This is a genomic window from Pseudomonas sp. DE0010, from assembly GCF_007680745.1.
In the GTDB taxonomy this organism is placed as follows: Bacteria; Pseudomonadota; Gammaproteobacteria; order Pseudomonadales; family Pseudomonadaceae; genus Aquipseudomonas; species Aquipseudomonas parafulva_B.
Genome location: NZ_VEJQ01000001.1, coordinates 166,977 through 181,075 on the forward strand (window position 1 = coordinate 166,977; position 14,099 = coordinate 181,075).

Below are 14,099 nucleotides of genomic sequence, written 5' to 3' on the forward strand. Positions count from 1 at the left end.
CACCTTGGGCCCCTGCCGTTTATCGCGACAGGGACGCCTGGGGCACACCAGGGCGCCATCTTCGGCGCACTGGCTGGCTACATCAGTCGAACGCCTGGAGGTCTTCGATTTCGATGCGCAGACTGCCATCTGCATGGATGATCTCCAGCATTTTGAAAGCGCATGGCCCTTCACGCAGGTATTCGACAGTCTTCTCGGTCAATACAGCATTGGCGATGACCCCAGTGTCCACCAGCTTGAGTTGCAGAACCTCCCAGCCGCCCCGGTGGCGAATTGCCGGCTCGATTAGTACCGGCTCGAACGCCGGGCTTGGCACGGTGACGACACCGTGAACTCGAAAGGATTTCTGACCGCCTGCGGTCTGGTTGTAAGCAACGAAGTCTTTGAGTGTGCTCATGGGAGCCTCCTTGATGGTGAAAGTAGCGCGTATGCGCATCGCTACTGTCTCCGTATCAACGCAAGGCTACGATTGGGCAACGCTTCACCCGTGCCAGTTTCTGCCATGGCGGGCGAGCAGGCTGTTGGCCTGCTCAGGACCATTGCTCCCGGCAGGGTACGAGCGCGGAGCCTGGAAATGCGCTTCCCAACCCTTGATGATGGGATCCACCCACGCCCAGGCGGCTTCGACTTCATCGCGTCGCATGAACAGGGTCGAGTCGCCTTCGAGCACGTCCAGCAACAAACGTTCGTAGGCCTCCCAGCGACGTGTCTGGCTGAAAACCTGAGCCAGGTTCAGGTCCAGGTCGACCGGCTCCAGGCGCATACCCTTGCCGGGGATCTTGGTCATCATGCGCAGACTGATGCGCTCGTCTGGCTGTAACTGAATCAACAGTTGGTTGACCTGACCACCCTCGAACAGCGCATGCGGTACAGGTTTGAACTGGATGACGATCTGCGAGGAGCGCCGGGCCATGCGCTTGCCCGTGCGCAAGTAGAAGGGCACGCCAGCCCAGCGCCAGTTGTCGATGTGCACTTCGATGGCGACGAAGGTCTCGGTATCACTGTCGTTATCGACGTCCTTTTCAAAGTAATACGCGCCTACCTCCTGACCGCCGATATATCCGGCCCCGTACTGGCCACGAACCGTCTTCTCCTGGACGTCTTGTCCGGTAATCGGCTGAAGCGCTCGGAGAATTCGCACTTTCTCATCACGCACGGCCTCGGCTTCGAACTGCGCAGGCGGCTCCATGGCCACCAGGCAGAGCAGCTGGAGCAGATGGTTCTGCAGCATGTCGCGCATGGCCCCTGCTCGGTCGTAGTAGCCACCACGGTTCTCCACGCCCAAGGTCTCACCGACACTGATCTGCACGTGATCGACCTGCCCATTGCGCCACACCGGCTCAAGGAGTGCGTTGGCAAAGCGCAAGGCCATAAGGTTCTGGACGGCTTCCTTGCCCAGGTAGTGATCGATACGGAACACCTGCCGCTCTTCGAACACCGCTCCGATCGCTTCATTGATGGCAGTGGCCGACAACAAGGAGTGCCCGATCGGTTTCTCGAGCACAATGCGCGCTTCGCTGTCGGCCAGCCCTGCGGTATGCAAATGGCTGGCAATGGGCGCGAACAGCGAAGGCGTGGTGGCGAGATAGAACACGCGCATCAGGCCCCCGGGCTCGCCCAGGTAGCGTGCCAGCCGAACGAAATCAGCACTCTGGGTCGCATCCATCGCGAAGTAGTCGACCCGGGCACAAAAGCGTCGCCAGATGTCTTCGTCAAAGTCGCGAAGAGCGATCTGTGCCCGGCAATGCCGCTCTGCAAGCTTGAGGTAATCACTGCGCGGCAGAGGGCGCCGAGCCAGGGCGATTACCCGCACGGCAGGGTCGAGGCGATTGTCACGAAACAAGTGGTAGAGCGCGGGCAGCAACTTGTGCAGGGCCAGGTCGCCCGTGCCGCCAAAGACCAGAATGTCGCAAGGAATAGTCAAACCACCACGCTCCACGTTCGTTTAACTGGGCGGGTTGCCGTCCATGTAGTATAACTACAAGAAAGCTACAACCCGGCCAGCCGATCATAACCGAGTCCAGCCCGTGAATCTGTTGCAACATATCGCCCAATCGCGCCACCTGCTGCGCAAATCGGAACTGAAAGTGGCCGATCACGTGCTGCTGGACCCGGCCGCCGTCATGCACAGTTCGATGGCCGACCTGGCACATAGCGTCGGTATCAGTGAACCGACCATCGTACGTTTCTGCAGGGCCATCGGGTGCTCGGGGTTTCAAGACCTGAAGTTGAAACTGGCGCAGAGCCTGGCCGCCGGGGCCAGTTTTGGGCAGTTCGCCATTCATGAAGACGACTCCGTCGCCGATTACAGCCTGAAGATCTTCGACACGACCCTGCATACCTTGATGGAGGTGCGCGAGCACCTTGACCCACAGGCGCTTCAGCAGGCCGTCAGCGCCATGGCGCAGGCGCAGCGTGTGGAGTTCTATGGTTTCGGCGCGTCCGGGGCCGTGGCAGCCGATGCCCAGCACAAGTTCTTCCGTTTGCTGCTCAGCGCGGCGGCGTACTCCGACCCGCACATGCAGGCGATGTCCGCCGTGACGCTCAAGCCTGGCGACGTAGCGGTGTGCATTTCGCAATCAGGCCGCTCGAAGGACTTGCTGATCACGGCCAACCTGGTCCGTGAAAGCGGCGCCAACCTGATCACGTTGTGCCCCAGCCAGACCCCGCTGGCCGAACTGTCTACGGTCAACCTGGCCATCGACGTTCATGAAGATACCGAGATTTATACGCCTCTGACCTCGCGCATTGCTCACCTGGTGGTCATCGACGTGCTGGCCATGGGCGTTGCCATGGCGCGCGGTCCAAGCCTGGTCAATCATCTCAAGAGCGTCAAGCGCAGCCTGCGTAGCCTGCGACTGTCGCCCAAGTCGATCAAAGCCCATGACGACTGAAGCCTGCTTCGGCTCTGCGGGTCGGCGCCATCATCGTTCACGACGCTGTCATCATCGCGCCTTCAAACGGTAAAACCATCGGGTCATTCTGAGCCTTCCGCATCCTTTCCGGGAATCAGGCAATGGCTCGTGACCACGACGGCATCTACCAACCCAACGCCAAGGCTCGCAAACAGCAGGAAAAGGACCAGCGACGCATGGAGTACCGTCGCGCCATCGAAAGCTACTGTGACCAACGGCAACTCTTGCGTGATGTCGCTGATTATCCTGACTTCGAAGGGCTCACTGCCTGGCAGACAGCAGCGCCGACTGACCTGAAAAACGCTCGACCAATGCGCTGATCAATGACCGCTCGCTGCGTATGAAGGCCTGAAAGGCGAGTGCGACCGGCGATTGCCGCTTGGCCTTGGATTGAACGACGCACCAGCTGCGGTACAGCGGCAACTCCTCGACGGGCAGTTCTACCAGGTTTCCCGTGGCCAGCTCCATGTTCACGGCATGGCGGGTCAGCAACGCAATGCCCAACCCGGCTATCACGCATTCACGCTGGGCATCGGCCGAAGCCACTTCGAGGGTTTGGGTGAAGTGCACGCGCTTTTCCTTGAAATACTCCTCGCAAGCCTTGCGGGTGCCTGAGCCTTGTTCGCGTATCAGCAGCGTATGGGGCTCGAGGTCTTGCAGGCGCAGCTGCGGCAGCCTGCACAGGGCATGCTCGGGCGGCGCGACGGCGATGATCGGGTTGTTCAGGAACGGCAGGAAGTCCAGCCCCATGTCCTGCGGCACCATGGACATGATGATCAGGTCATCACGGTTATCAGACAGCCGCCGGATGGCCTGGGCCCGGTTGACCACGGTCAAGGTCAGGTTGACCTCCGGGTGCCGCCGCTTGAATGCCGCAAACAGATGCGGCACGAAATACTTGGCGCTGGACTCGATCGCCAGCTTCAACTGACCTTGCAACGACCCCTGCATGTCCGACAACTGCATATCCAGGCTCTCCAGACGCCCGAAGATGTCGTGGCTGGCCCGTTGCAGCGCTTCGGCGGCTTCTGTGAGGTACAACTTCTTGCCCACGTATTCGAACAACGGCTGGCCAATCAGCTCTTCGAGTTGACGGATCTGTAGACTAACGGCGGGTTGCGTGAGCGCCATCTCTTCGGCCGCGCGGCTATATGAGCGAAGATCACACACCTCATTGAAGACCTGCAATTGACGCAATGTCATACGCATCAAGGACTTACGCATTTTATTCGACTCGTCGGCAATACCTTGTAACTTCACTATAAGCTTTTGCTAATACTGCCCCTAACAAATATTGATTTTTGTTTATCGACCTACAGCGCTAGGGTGAATCTGCGACTGGCCAAACAACAACAGGCCACGCGCCGACCGGTAGAACCGTGTCGACTGTTCATACGGCTTTGGGAAGAATCCAGTGATAAAAAAAATCCTGATCGCCAACCGAGGTGAAATTGCAGTTCGGATCGTGCGCGCTTGCGCCGAAATGGGCATCCGCTCGGTAGCGATCTTTTCCGACGCCGACCGGCATGCGCTGCATGTAAAGCGTGCAGACGAAGCCTACAGCATTGGCGCAGAGCCACTGGCCGGGTATTTGAATCCTCGCAAGTTGGTGAACCTGGCAGTGGAAACGGGCTGCGATGCCTTGCACCCTGGCTATGGCTTTCTCTCGGAAAATGCGGAGTTGGCCGAGATCTGCGCCGAGCGCGGGATCAAGTTCATAGGGCCCGCTGCCGACGTCATTCGCCGCATGGGCGACAAGACCGAAGCGCGCCGCACCATGATAGCCGCGGGCGTTCCGGTCACCCCAGGCACAGAGGGCAACGTCGCCGACATTCACGAGGCGCTCAGTGAAGGCGATCGTATTGGTTACCCAGTAATGCTCAAGGCGACGTCGGGTGGTGGCGGCCGTGGTATTCGCCGCTGCAACAGTCGCGAAGAGTTGGAGCAGAACTTCCCGCGCGTGATTTCCGAGGCCACCAAGGCATTCGGTTCGGCAGAAGTGTTCCTGGAAAAGTGCATCGTCAACCCTAAGCACATCGAGGCGCAGATACTCGGCGACAGCTTCGGCAATGTCGTGCACTTGTTCGAGCGCGACTGCTCCATCCAACGCCGTAACCAGAAGCTCATCGAAATTGCACCGAGCCCGCAACTTACCCCAGAGCAACGCGCCTACATCGGCGACTTGGCAGTACGTGCGGCCAAGGCGGTGGACTACGAGAACGCCGGTACCGTTGAGTTTCTGCTGGCCGATGGCGAAGTGTATTTCATGGAAATGAACACACGCGTGCAGGTCGAGCACACCATCACCGAGGAAATTACCGGTATCGATATCGTGCGTGAGCAGATCCGCATCGCATCGGGCCTGCCCCTGTCGGTGAAGCAGGAAGATATCCAGCACCGTGGTTACGCCCTACAGTTTCGGATCAATGCCGAAGACCCGAAGAACAACTTCCTACCCAGCTTTGGCAAGATCACTCGTTATTACGCGCCAGGTGGCCCCGGTGTGCGTACCGATACCGCCATTTACACCGGCTACACCATTCCACCGTTCTACGACTCGATGTGCCTGAAGCTGGTGGTGTGGGCATTGACGTGGGAAGAGGCCATGGATCGCGGCCTGCGGGCCTTGGATGACATGCGCGTACAGGGGGTCAAGACCACCGCGGCGTACTACCAGGAAATCCTGCGTAATCCGGAATTTCGTAGCGGTCAGTTCAATACCAGCTTCGTTGAGACCCACCCGGAACTGACCAACTATTCGATCAAGCGCAAACCCGAAGAGCTGGCCCTGGCCATCGCTGCCGCCATCGCCGCCCACGCAGGCATTTGAATACAGCTGCAAGCTGCGAAACCCAGATTGCCAGCCAGCGCCAACGCGTCTGTGCAGGCCCCCTGAGGCGTGAAGCTTGCCGCGACGAGGAGATAATAATGTCCAAGAAGATTCACGTAACCGATACGATCCTGCGCGACGCCCACCAGTCTCTGCTGGCCACCCGTATGCGTACCGAAGACATGCTGCCGATCTGCGAGAAACTCGACAAGGTCGGTTATTGGTCGCTGGAAGTCTGGGGGGGCGCGACCTTCGATGCCTGCGTGCGCTTCCTGAAGGAAGACCCGTGGGAGCGCCTGCGCAAACTGCGTGCAGCACTGCCCAACACGCGCCTGCAAATGCTGCTGCGCGGCCAGAACCTGCTGGGTTACCGTCACTACAGCGACGATGTGGTCAGGGCATTCGTCGCCAAGGCCGCCGTCAATGGCATCGACGTATTCCGCATCTTCGACGCCATGAACGATGTGCGTAACCTGCGTGTGGCCATCGAGGCGGTCAAAGCCTCGGGCAAGCACGCCCAGGGGACTATTGCCTACACCACCAGCCCGGTGCACACCATCGAGGCGTTCGTGAACCAGGCCAAGCAAATGGAGGCCATGGGTTGCGACTCGATCGCCATCAAGGACATGGCCGGCCTGTTGACCCCGTTTGCCACGGGCGAGTTGGTCAAGGCGCTGAAAGCCGAGCAGTCGCTGCCGGTGTTTATCCACTCCCACGACACCGCCGGCCTGGCCGCCATGTGTCAGCTCAAAGCTGTGGAAAACGGCGCCGACCACATTGATACCGCCATCTCCAGCTTCGCCTGGGGCACCAGCCACCCGGGTACCGAGTCGATGGTTGCTGCGCTCAAGGGTAGCGAGTTCGACACCGGCCTGGACCTGGAACTGCTGCAGGAAATCGGCTTGTACTTCTACGCCGTGCGCAAGAAGTACCACCAGTTCGAAAGCGAGTTCACCGCCGTGGACACCCGCGTGCAGGTCAACCAGGTGCCGGGTGGCATGATTTCCAACTTGGCCAACCAGCTGAAAGAGCAGGGCGCGCTCAACCGCATGAACGAAGTGCTGGCAGAGATCCCGCGTGTGCGTGAAGACCTCGGCTTCCCGCCGCTGGTGACGCCGACCTCGCAAATCGTTGGCACCCAGGCGTTCTTCAACGTGCTGGCCGGCGAGCGCTACAAGACCATCACCAACGAAGTGAAGCTGTACCTGCAAGGCGGTTACGGTAAAGCCCCTGGCGTGGTCAACGAGCAGCTGCGCCGCCAGGCGATTGGCAGCGAAGAAGTGATCGACGTGCGCCCGGCCGACCTGCTGAAGCCAGAGATGACCAAGCTGCGTGCCGACATCGGTGCCTTGGCCCGTTGCGAAGAAGACGTGCTGACCTTTGCCATGTTCCCGGACATTGGTCGCAAGTTCCTCGAGGAACGCGAAGCCGGCACCCTTACCCCGGAAGCGTTGTTGCCAATTCCGGAGGCTGGCGCCGTTTCTGCGCCAGGCGGTGAAGGCGTCCCGACCGAGTTCGTCATCGACGTGCACGGTGAAACCTACCGCGTCGACATCACTGGCGTTGGTGTGAAAGCCGAAGGCAAGCGCCACTTCTACCTGTCGATCGATGGCATGCCGGAAGAAGTGGTGTTCGAACCACTCAACGAGTTCGTTGGCGGCGGCGGCAGCAAGCGCAAGCAGGCTAGCGAGCCGGGTCACGTGAGTACCAACATGCCCGGCAACATTGTCGATGTGCTGGTCAAGGAAGGTGACCTGGTCAAGGCCGGCCAGGCGGTGCTGATCACTGAAGCCATGAAGATGGAGACCGAAGTGCAGGCGGCTATCGCCGGCAAGGTCGTGGCAATCCACGTGGCCAAGGGCGACCGTGTCACGCCGGGTGAAATCCTGATCGAGATCGAGGGCTGATTCAGGCCTTCATCTACATGCGGTTTACCTCTGGGGAGCGGATGCTCCCCTTTTTTTTTGCATTAAATGCATTATTGAAGGAGGGGTCGACCTTAATATGCAATAAAATACATATTTAGCGAATGTGGTATGTGGCCTAAGGCACGATATTGCATGTTGTATCAATATTTGCCGCATGTCGGACATGTATCCGCTAACCCTTCAAGTTTTTGCAGATGGCAGTGGGCGGCATGCAACAGCTTGGCCGACCTGATCACCCCGGCGCTGGCTTGTGACCGATTGAAGCAGGATGCAGCGCGTCTGTTGGCGTTGCCAGATCTGCTCAGTGCCCGAACATCGCGCCCAAGTGATCGATGATGTTCAACGGGGCATCGCCGATGGCACTTTAGAACTGGGTGCCGGAGTGAGGTATTTGCGTGTGACGGTGGCCAACCTGCAACAGGCTCAGTTTGCCCGGATGTGCAAGATTTCACTGCGTACGCTTATTCAGATCGAGAAAGGAGAGGGAAACCCGACACTCAAATCAATGAATGCCGTGTTTCGGCCATTTGGCTTGCAAATGGGCGTTGTCAGGCGACAACGCAAGGTCATCTGAGCGTGTCTGACGTTGGATCCTTATTAGGAGGGCCACTGGCCTCTTCGCGGGTATGCCCGCGAAGAGGCGGACTGATCAGGCACAACTTTCAACCCTTGCGGCAAACCTCAAGGGGTTCCACCTGCCCGCCCGGCTGCTGGTTTTCCTCGCTCAACCACCGCTCGAACCCGGCAGCCACCTGCGGCCACTCTTCATCGGTAATCGAATACCAGGCCGTATCGCGGTTGTGGTCCTTCACCACCAAGTGCTTGCGGAACACCCCTTCGTAGGTGAAACCAAACCGCTCTGCCGCGCGCTTGGAGCGGGCGTTGGCGTTGTTGCACTTCCACTCCAGCCGGCGGTTGCCCAGTTCGAAGCTCAGCTTACCCAGCAGGTACACCGCCTCGGTGCCCTTGGGGGTGCGCTGCATGGCGGCGCCGAAGGCGATGTGGCCGATTTCGATGCGGCCGTGGTCGGGCACAATCGACATCAGGCTGAGAATGCCCTGAGCCTGGCCGGTGGTGCGGTCGATGACGGTGTAGAACAGAGGGTCGCGGCCTGCGGCGTCGCCGTCCAGCCAGCGGTCGAAGGCGGCACGCTCGGTGAACGGGCCATAAGGCAGGTAGTCCCATAGCACCGGGTCGGCGGTTGGGCCCTGCAGCACTTCCCAGAGGTCGTCGCCATGGCGCGCAGGGTCGAGCTTTTCCAGGCGGATGAAGCGGCCCTCGATGGGCTCGGCCTGGGGCGTTGCGGCGGGTTTCCAGTTCAATGCGTCTGTCATGTTCAGCCTACAAACCTTTGCGAAATTGGATAAAGCCCGAGCGCTCGGCAACCTGTTGATACAGGCTGATGGCGCTGGCGTTGGTTTCGTGGGTCAGCCAGTGCACCTTGATGCAGTTGTCGCCCTTGGCTGTGGTGTAGACGTGCTCAATCAGCTGGCGACCAACGCCCAGACCACGCTGCGCGCTGTCGACGTACAGGTCCTGTAGGTAGCAGGAATTCTCGATGCTCCAGTTGGAACGATGGTAGATGAAATTGACCATCCCCACCGCCTTGCCATCCACCCAGGCCAGTGCCGAATGGGTCGGCTCACTCGGGTCGAGCAAGCGCTGCCAGGTGCTCAGGCTGACGTCATCGGCCAACTCGGTTTCGTAGAAGTGCAGGTAGGCTTGCCACAAGGCGTGCCAGGCGGCGTGATCTTGAGCGGTGACAGGGCGCAGGGTAACGCTGGGCATGGGGCTATTCCTTCAAAGCTGGCGCATGTGCGCTGCGAGTTGGTTGTCCAATTGATCGGGGCTGGCGGCTAGGCTTTCGCGCACGCCGGCGATGTCTTGCTCGGAGCGGTTCTGGCTGAGTTTGCGCGCACCTTGCAGGCGGGCGATGGGCAGGCGGACACCGACGATGGCGCGGAGCATGCCGTCGAGGTAGTCAGCCGGGGCGTCGGTGACGCTCCACGGCTGGTTGCGGCCTTGTTCGTGGCGCTCGGTCAGGCGGCTGACGATAGTCAGCAATGTTGCTGGGTCTTGGATTGTCTCGGCCGGACCGTAGGCGTGTACGGCCAGGTAGTTCCAGGTCGGCACGACCTTGGGATTATCGGCTTTGCTTGGGTAGTACCCGGGGCTGACATAGGCATCGGCGCCGGGGAAGACCAGCAGGGCTTCGCCACCTTGTGCCAGGTCCTGCCATTGGCGGTTGGCCCGTGCCAGGTGCGCATAGACGGTGCCTAACTTGCCTTCGTCGGTATCGACCAGCACCGGCAGGTGTGTGGCCAACAGGCCTTGTTCTCCTTGGCTGACCAGCACGGCCAGGCGGGTATCGAACATATGCTGGTGCAGGCGGCCGAGGTCGTGTTCCTGGTGGGGTTTGCTGTTATACATGCTCGGTTTCCTTGTGCAGTGGTGCCATCCTAGGCAGGCTATTGGTTCTGAGTAAGAGCCATTACTGCCTGTTTTGATAGGTCCAATACCATGAGCGATAGCCCCCTCGTTTTGCCTTTCGACCCTTCTGGGATCGCCTTGGATCACCGCCGTGGGCTTAGCCAGCAGCTGTACCAGGCGCTGCGAGCGCGGGTGCTGGATGGGCGCCTGAGCAGCGGAACCCGGCTGCCGGCCACCCGTGAGTTGGCCACCATGCTGGCGTTATCACGCAACAGTGTGATGCGGGCCTATGACCAGTTGTACGCCGAGGGCTACATCGAAAGCCGGGTGGGCGATGGCACCTACGTAAGCCGGCTACCAAAACTATCCACACAAGTATCCACAGGGTTGTCCCAAGGTTTATCAACAGGCTTATCCACATTTTCAGTAAATGACACTGAGGATTTATCCAGCAACCGGCGTTTCACTGACGCTTTGCAGCGGCTCGAAACCAACCACTTGCCGCCGCCAAGAAGCGGTCAGCCGCGTGCTTTTCGCGTCGGTATTCCCGCATTCGACCTGTTCCCGTTTGACGTTTGGGCCAAGCTGCAGGCGGGTTTCTGGCGTCATCCGAGCCCCGCTCAACTGGGTTATGGCGACCCTGCGGGCGAGCCGATGCTGCGCGAACTCATCGCTGCCTACTTGCGTCGCTCGCGTGGGCTCAGTTGCATGGCTGAACAAATTGTGATCACCAGTGGCGCACAACAGGCCATCAGCCTTTGTGCACAGTTGCTGCTGCAGCCAGGCGACGGTGTGGCTGTGGAAAACCCGGGCTATCGGGCAGCCGGTCATGCCTTCGCACTGGCGGGTGGCCGGGTGCATGGTGTACCGGTGGATGAAGAGGGGATGGATTGCACTCGGCTAGCGCAATGGGAGGATTGCCGGCTGGCCTACGTGACGCCTGCTCATCAGTACCCGACCGGGGTGACCATGAGCCTGGCGCGTCGCCTGTCACTGTTGGCCTGGACCGAGCGTAACGACGCCTGGATTATCGAGGACGACTATGACGGTGAGTACCGATACCGTGGCGCGCCCTTGGCCCCGCTTGCAGCGCTCGACCCGCATGGGCGGGTGCTGTATGTCGGCACCTTCGGCAAAATCGCCTTCCCGGCGCTGCGCCTGGGTTACCTGGTGCTGCCGCCGCCGCTGGCCCAAGCGTTCAGCCAGGGCAAGGCGTTGGCGGTGCGGCATTCCGAGGTCAGCAGCCAATGCGTGATGGCCGAGTTCATGGCCCGTGGGCACTTTCAGCGGCATATCCGGCGCATGCGCAAGGCGGCGTTGAGCCGGCGCAATGTGCTCAAGGCCGGCTGGCCTGTGGATATTCCCGGGTTGGGTGCCATGCCGGCAGTGGAGGCCGGGCTGCATGTGAAGGTGGATGTGGATAACTTTGCACGTGAGCAGGAACTGGTAGCCAAGGCTGAAGCGGTGGGTGTAGAGGTGACGGCGTTGAGCAATTTCTGGTTGGCGGACAGCGAGGTGCCTGTGGATAAGCGAGCAGGGCTGGTGCTGGGGTTTGCAGCGGTGCCGGAAGGGGAGATTGCCGAGGCCTTGATGAAGCTGCGCAAGGCTTGGCGGCCACTTCGCGGGTAAACCCGCTCCAACAGGATCTGCACAGCACTCAAGGTCAGCGCTGTACCTGTGGGAGCGGGTACACCCGCGAAGCAGGCGACTCAGGTCCCGGACTTGATTCTGGTCCATGCGCGGGTCCGCGCACGCTCTGCATCTCGCGCCAATGGCTTGAGGGTGTACAGCTTGGTCATTGCCTCTGCCGTCGGGTACAGGTTGGGGTTGTTGCGAATCGCTGGGTTCACCTTGTCGGTCGCATCCTTGTTCGGGTTGGGGTACCCGACAAAGTCGCTGATCGGCGCAATCACCTCCGGCCGCAGCAGGTAATTGATGAACGTATAGGCGTCTTCCGGGTTGGCCGCGTTTTTCGGTATCGCCAGCATGTCGAACCAGATCGGTGCGCCTTCCTTGGGCAGGCGCATGTCCACCACCACGTCGTTCTTGGCTTCGCGGGCGCGGTTGGCGGCCTGAGAAAAGCTGCCGCTGTAGCCCACTGCTACGCAGATGTCGCCATTGGCGATGTCTGCCATGTACTTCGAGGAGTGGAAGTAGGTGATATACGGGCGAATCTTCAGCATCAGCGCCTCGGCCTTCTTGTAGTCGGCCGGTTTGTCACTGTTGGGTGGCAAGCCCAGGTACTGCAGGGCCAGCGGCAGAATTTCCGAAGGCGAGTCGAGCAGGGCCACGCCACATTGCTTGAGCTTGGCAATGTTCTCTTCCTTGAAGATCAGGTCCCAGCTGTCCACCGGCGCATTGTCGCCGAGGGCAGCCTTGACCTTGGCCGGGTTGAAGCCGATCAGTATGGTGCCGTACATGTACGGCACGGCAAACTTGTTACCCGGGTCGTTGGCCTCGATCAGCTTCATCAGGGCCGGGTCCAGGTGCTGCCAGTTCGGCAGCTTGCTGCGATCGAGCGGCTGGAACACGCCGGCCTCGATCTGCTTGGCCAGAAACACATTGGATGGCACCACCACATCGTAACCAGAGTTGCCGGTCAGCAACTTGGCTTCCAGCGCTTCATTGGTATCGAAGATGTCATACACCAGCTTCACACCGCTGTCCTTCTGGAAGTCAGTCAGCGTCTGCGGGGTGATGTAATCGAACCAGTTGTACACGCGCAGCGTGCGCTGTTCGGCCTGTGCGGGCAGGATGCTTGTGCACAGTACTGCAGCAACGAGAGGGGCGAGTAGCTGTTTGAGGGTGGCCATTATCGAGCTCCGGGTTGTGCGCGCTGGAAGCCTTCGAGCACGTTGACGGCGTTGATGCCGATTTCTTCCACGGCATAGCCACCTTCCATCACGAACAGGGTGGGCTTGCCGAGCTGCGCGATGCGCTTGCCCATTTCCAGGTAATCAGGGCTGTCGAGCTTGAACTGGGAGATCGGATCGTCCTTGAACGTGTCCACCCCCAGCGATACCACCACTACCTCCGGCTCATACGCGGCGATGCGCTCGCAAGCGTCTTCCAGAGCTGCCCGCCAGGTCGACCAGTCACTGCCTGCCGGTAGCGGATAGTTCACGTTGCAGCCCTCGCCGGCACCCGCCCCGGTTTCGTCGGCATAGCCCAGGAAGAAGGGGAACTCATCCTGAGGATCACCGTGAATGGAGGCGAAGAAAACATCGGCGCGGCTATAGAAAATGTCCTGGGTACCATTGCCGTGGTGGTAGTCCACGTCGAGGATGGCCACCTTTGCTCGCCCTTGGTCGATGAAGGCCTGGGCAGCGATGGCTGCATTGTTCAGGTAGCAGTAGCCCCCCATGACGTCGCCTGCCGCGTGGTGCCCCGGTGGGCGACACAATGCGAACGCGGCGTGGGCACCCTGCTCGATGGCCGCTTGCGCCGTGAGCGCGACCTGGGCTGCGCTGTAGGCGGCCTGCCAGGTGCCTGCCGTGATGGGCGCCCCTGCATCGAAACTGTAGTAACCCAGCTCACCGTGCAACCCGGTGGGCTTGACCGCCCGCAACGTGCGAGCAGGCCAGGTATAGGGAAGCAGATCGCCCTCCTGGCCCATGGCTGCCCAGCGCGCCCAGGCACCTTCGAAGAAGTCGAGGTAGTCGGCACTGTGTACGCGCAGTAACGGCGCCCGGCCAAAATCGTCAGGGCCTTTTACCTCACCCAGCTCGCGTTTGCGGACCTGGGCCAGGACGTGATCGGCACGCGAGGGCATTTCGAAGCAAGGCATGAGCTTGCCGTCGATCAGCTCGCAGCGCCCATGGTGCAGGCGGTGATCATCGGAATAGATCGTCAGCATTGTTGTTCTCCGGTGGGTACTGGCGTGCATCCATTGTCACGAACGGGGCCGTTTAGCGAGAACATCCGAATCGGCCAAAAGGGGATAGATATGGCCAACGTCGAACACCTTCATCCTGTGGGGTTGCTGCCCTAGGCCTA

Annotated in this window: 14 protein-coding genes; 6 read left to right on the forward strand and 8 right to left on the reverse strand. The window is 60.3% G+C overall.

Translation table 11 applies throughout. The features are described 5' to 3' along the window. Nucleotides 1-82 precede the first annotated feature (82 nt). Together FS767_RS00785 and zwf are read right to left on the reverse strand one after the other, a co-directional pair. Entirely contained in the window at nt 83-397 is a 315-nt protein-coding gene (locus tag FS767_RS00785) for a hypothetical protein (RefSeq protein ID WP_144963878.1), read from the reverse strand. Nucleotides 398-481: 84 nt separating this feature from the next. Then, the gene (gene zwf, locus FS767_RS00790; RefSeq protein ID WP_144963879.1) at nt 482-1,924 is read right to left on the reverse strand and encodes a glucose-6-phosphate dehydrogenase; all 1,443 of its coding nucleotides are present in this window, start codon (nt 1,922-1,924) and stop codon (nt 482-484) included. A gap of 103 nt (nt 1,925-2,027) precedes the next feature. Here zwf and hexR point away from each other — a divergent pair, with 103 nt between their 5' ends. Both hexR and FS767_RS23135 read left to right on the forward strand, forming a co-directional pair. Continuing rightward, the gene (hexR, locus tag FS767_RS00795; RefSeq protein WP_023532857.1) at nt 2,028-2,894 is read left to right on the forward strand and encodes a transcriptional regulator HexR; all 867 of its coding nucleotides are present in this window, start codon (nt 2,028-2,030) and stop codon (nt 2,892-2,894) included. A gap of 122 nt (nt 2,895-3,016) precedes the next feature. Next, nucleotides 3,017-3,235: a PA3496 family putative envelope integrity protein gene (locus FS767_RS23135; RefSeq protein ID WP_144963880.1), complete on the forward strand. Its 219-nt coding sequence runs from the start codon at nt 3,017-3,019 to the stop codon at nt 3,233-3,235. Here the strand turns inward: FS767_RS23135 and FS767_RS00805 are convergent. Beyond that, the gene (locus FS767_RS00805; RefSeq protein ID WP_144963881.1) at nt 3,177-4,139 is read right to left on the reverse strand and encodes a LysR family transcriptional regulator; all 963 of its coding nucleotides are present in this window, start codon (nt 4,137-4,139) and stop codon (nt 3,177-3,179) included. The genes FS767_RS23135 and FS767_RS00805 overlap by 59 nt on opposite strands. Before the next feature lie 190 nt (nt 4,140-4,329). Between FS767_RS00805 and FS767_RS00810 the strand changes: the two genes are divergently transcribed. The 3 genes from FS767_RS00810 to FS767_RS00820 all read left to right on the forward strand — a co-directional run bounded on the left by FS767_RS00810 (nt 4,330) and on the right by FS767_RS00820 (nt 8,247). Beyond that, on the forward strand, nt 4,330-5,745 hold the full coding sequence (locus FS767_RS00810; RefSeq protein ID WP_027913331.1) for an acetyl-CoA carboxylase biotin carboxylase subunit: 1,416 nt from the start codon (nt 4,330-4,332) through the stop codon (nt 5,743-5,745). 98 nt (nt 5,746-5,843) lie between these two features. Next, nucleotides 5,844-7,652: a sodium-extruding oxaloacetate decarboxylase subunit alpha gene (oadA, locus tag FS767_RS00815; protein WP_144963882.1), complete on the forward strand. Its 1,809-nt coding sequence runs from the start codon at nt 5,844-5,846 to the stop codon at nt 7,650-7,652. A gap of 325 nt (nt 7,653-7,977) precedes the next feature. After that, on the forward strand, nt 7,978-8,247 hold the full coding sequence (locus FS767_RS00820) for a helix-turn-helix transcriptional regulator (RefSeq protein WP_371921568.1): 270 nt from the start codon (nt 7,978-7,980) through the stop codon (nt 8,245-8,247). A gap of 88 nt (nt 8,248-8,335) precedes the next feature. On the opposite strand, the gene FS767_RS00825 is transcribed toward FS767_RS00820, so the two are convergent. From FS767_RS00825 to FS767_RS00835, 3 genes are read right to left on the reverse strand one after another with little or no spacing between them, the layout of a single operon-like run. Next, the gene (locus FS767_RS00825; protein ID WP_144963884.1) at nt 8,336-9,007 is read right to left on the reverse strand and encodes a GNAT family N-acetyltransferase; all 672 of its coding nucleotides are present in this window, start codon (nt 9,005-9,007) and stop codon (nt 8,336-8,338) included. 7 nt (nt 9,008-9,014) lie between these two features. After that, nucleotides 9,015-9,461: a GNAT family N-acetyltransferase gene (locus FS767_RS00830; protein ID WP_144963885.1), complete on the reverse strand. Its 447-nt coding sequence runs from the start codon at nt 9,459-9,461 to the stop codon at nt 9,015-9,017. Between the two features lie 12 nt (nt 9,462-9,473). Continuing rightward, nucleotides 9,474-10,103, reverse strand: a complete 630-nt coding sequence (locus tag FS767_RS00835) for an FMN-binding negative transcriptional regulator (protein WP_144963886.1) — start codon at nt 10,101-10,103, stop codon at nt 9,474-9,476. Nucleotides 10,104-10,193: 90 nt separating this feature from the next. Here FS767_RS00835 and FS767_RS00840 point away from each other — a divergent pair, with 90 nt between their 5' ends. Continuing rightward, nucleotides 10,194-11,732: a PLP-dependent aminotransferase family protein gene (locus tag FS767_RS00840; protein WP_144963887.1), complete on the forward strand. Its 1,539-nt coding sequence runs from the start codon at nt 10,194-10,196 to the stop codon at nt 11,730-11,732. A gap of 80 nt (nt 11,733-11,812) precedes the next feature. On the opposite strand, the gene FS767_RS00845 is transcribed toward FS767_RS00840, so the two are convergent. After that, nucleotides 11,813-12,916, reverse strand: coding sequence for a polyamine ABC transporter substrate-binding protein (locus tag FS767_RS00845; protein WP_144963888.1), 1,104 nt, complete (start codon nt 12,914-12,916; stop codon nt 11,813-11,815). Further along, on the reverse strand, nt 12,916-13,959 hold the full coding sequence (locus tag FS767_RS00850) for a histone deacetylase family protein (RefSeq protein WP_144963889.1): 1,044 nt from the start codon (nt 13,957-13,959) through the stop codon (nt 12,916-12,918). Before FS767_RS00850 ends, FS767_RS00845 begins: the two co-directional genes overlap by 1 nt. Nucleotides 13,960-14,099: the final 140 nt, after the last annotated feature.